The 2,942-nt window shown below is 69.1% G+C and carries 2 protein-coding genes; both read left to right on the forward strand.

What is annotated here, in order from left to right:
- The first annotated feature begins 46 nt into the window (after positions 1-46).
- Positions 47-2,440, forward strand: a complete 2,394-nt coding sequence (locus ACFTZL_RS43505; RefSeq protein ID WP_382595754.1) for an ATP-binding cassette domain-containing protein — start codon at positions 47-49, stop codon at positions 2,438-2,440.
- Between the two features lie 74 nt (positions 2,441-2,514).
- Positions 2,515-2,739 carry a hypothetical protein gene (locus ACFTZL_RS43510; protein ID WP_382595757.1) on the forward strand — a complete coding sequence of 75 codons (225 nt, stop codon included), beginning with the start codon at positions 2,515-2,517 and terminating at the stop codon, positions 2,737-2,739.
- Positions 2,740-2,942 lie beyond the last annotated feature (203 nt).

Genomic DNA, 2,942 nt, shown 5'->3' on the forward strand with positions numbered 1-2,942 from the left:
GTTCGGCGCGGGGGACAGGAACGTCCGAGCGACAGATGGAGACACCATGAGCAAGGCCACGACGACGGCCAGACGGTCGCCCGGGCCGCACGCTGCCGACAGCCATGACGTGATCCGCGTGCACGGTGCGCGCGAGAACAACCTCAAGGACGTCAGCATCGAGATCCCGAAGCGCAGGCTCACGGTGTTCACGGGCGTCTCCGGCTCGGGCAAGAGCTCGCTGGTGTTCGACACGATCGCCGCGGAGTCGCAGCGGCTGATCAACGAGACCTACAGCGCCTTCCTGCAGGGCTTCATGCCCAACCTCGCCCGGCCCGAGGTCGACGTACTCGACGGGCTGACCACCGCGATCACCGTCGACCAACAGCGGATGGGGTCCGACCCGCGCTCCACGGTCGGCACCGCCACCGACGCCAACGCGATGCTGCGCATCCTCTTCAGCCGGCTCGGTACGCCGCACATCGGCCCGCCCGGCGCGTTCTCCTTCAATGTCGCCTCGGTCTCGGCGAGCGGCGGGATCACGGTCGACCGGGGTACCGACAAGACCAAGACGCAGAAGGTGACCTTCAGCCGTACCGGCGGCATGTGCACGCACTGCGAGGGCCGGGGCAAGGTCTCCGACATCGACCTCACCCAGCTCTTCGACGACTCCAAGTCGCTCTCCGAGGACCCGTTCACCATCCCCACCTACACCGGGGACGGCTGGGTGGTGCGGGTCATCGCCGAGTCGGGCTTCTTCGACAAGGAGAAGCCGATCCGCAAGTACACCAAGAAGGAACGGCACGACTTCCTGTACCGCGAGCCGACCAAGGTGAAGATCAACGGCGTCAACCTCACCTACGAGGGGCTGATCCCGAAGATCCAGAAGACCTTCCTCGCCAAGGACCGCGAGTCGATGCAGCCGCACATCCGGGCCTTCGTGGACCGGGCGGTCACCTTCACCGAGTGCCCCGAGTGCGACGGCACCCGGCTCAGCGAGCTGGTCCGCTCCTCGAGGATCGGCAAGGTCAACATCGCCGACGCCTGCGCGATGGAGATCCGCGACCTGGCCGAATGGGCCCGGGGAATCGAGGATCCTTCGGTGGCCCCGCTGCTGGCCAAGCTCCGGCACACCCTGGACTCGTTCGTGGAGATCGGCCTCGGCTATCTCTCGCTCGACCGGGCCTCGGGCACGCTCTCCGGCGGCGAGGCGCAGCGCACCAAGATGATCCGGCATCTCGGCTCCTCACTCACCGACGTCACGTACGTCTTCGACGAGCCGACCATCGGACTGCACCCCCATGACATCCAGCGGATGAACAACCTGCTGCTGCGGCTGCGCGACAAGGGCAACACCGTGCTCGTCGTGGAGCACAAGCCGGAGACGATCGCCATCGCCGACCATGTCGTGGACCTCGGCCCCGGCGCCGGCACGGCGGGCGGCACCGTCTGCTTCGAGGGCACCCTGGAGGGGCTGCACAAGAGCGGCACCGTCACCGGCCGTCATCTCGGCGACCGGGCCGCTTTGAAAGAGACGGTCCGCAAGCCCACCGGCACGCTCGCGATCCGCGGTGCGACAGCGAACAACCTCCAGAACGTCGACGTCGACATCCCGCTCGGCGTGCTGACCGTCGTCACCGGTGTCGCCGGCTCCGGCAAGAGTTCGCTCGTGCACGGCTCGATCCCCACCGACGAGGGCGTGGTGTCGATCGACCAGACCGCGATCCGCGGCTCCCGGCGCAGCAACCCGGCGACGTACACCGGGCTCGCCGACCCGATCCGCAAGGCCTTCGCCAAGGCCAACGGCGTGAAGCCGGCGCTCTTCAGCGCCAACTCCGAGGGCGCCTGCCCCACCTGCAACGGCGCCGGTGTCATCTACACCGACCTGGCGATCATGCAGAGCGTCGCCACCCCCTGCGAGGTGTGCGAGGGCAAGCGGTTCGAGGCGTCGGTGCTGGAGTACCGCTTCGGCGGCCGGGACATCAGCGAGGTGCTGGCGATGTCGGTGACCGAGGCCGAAAAGTTCTTCGGCGCCGGTGAGGCGCGCACCCCGGCGGCCCACCGGATCATCGAGCGGATGGCGGACGTCGGACTCGGCTACCTCACCCTCGGCCAGCCGCTCACCACCCTCTCCGGCGGAGAGCGGCAGCGGCTCAAGCTGGCCACGCACATGGGCGACAAGGGCGGGGTCTACGTCCTCGACGAGCCGACCACCGGCCTCCACCTCGCCGACGTGGAGCAGCTTCTCGGCCTGCTCGACCGGCTCGTCGACGCCGGTAAGTCGGTCATCGTCATCGAGCACCACCAGGCGGTCATGGCGCACGCCGACTGGATCATCGACCTCGGCCCGGGCGCCGGACACGACGGCGGCCGGATCGTCTTCGAGGGCACCCCGGCCGAACTCGTCGAGACCCGCTCCACCCTGACCGGGGAGCATCTCGCGGACTACGTGGACGCCTAGGAACAGACACAGAGGGTCGGCTGAACGGCCCACCCCGGCGCGCGCCCGGCGCCGTTCCCGCGCACCCTGGTGCCATGGCGTCCGCGAAACCCGTCGTGGTCTACCCACCCGCCGTGGACGGTGGCCGGCGGGTCCGTGTGGACGACCAGTTCCTCGGGATCGCCTACGGACTGCTGGACGTCGCCGAGTTCCTGCGGCGGGCGGGGATCGAGGACGCGGACGAGGCGTACGCGGCGGCGTCGGGGCTGATCGAATGGCGCGGCGGCGGGCCCGGGACCTGGGACACCGGTCCCGCGTGAGGCCGTCGCGTCGCCCGAACGGCCCAGTGGCGTGACCCCGGAGCGGGTCCGGCAGTTGAGTCGGTCATGAAGAAGCGCAGCATGCTCGCCATCGCCTCCCTGGCCACCGGCTTCGTCGTCGCGGCGGTCACCCCGTCGCACGCTGTCGGAGAGAAGCTCCCCGGGATCAACGTGGACGAGACTCTCAACACGCTCAACCAGGC

It is taken from the genome of Streptomyces sp. NPDC056948, assembly GCF_042674225.1.
Lineage (GTDB): Bacteria > Actinomycetota > Actinomycetes > Streptomycetales > Streptomycetaceae > Streptomyces > Streptomyces purpurascens.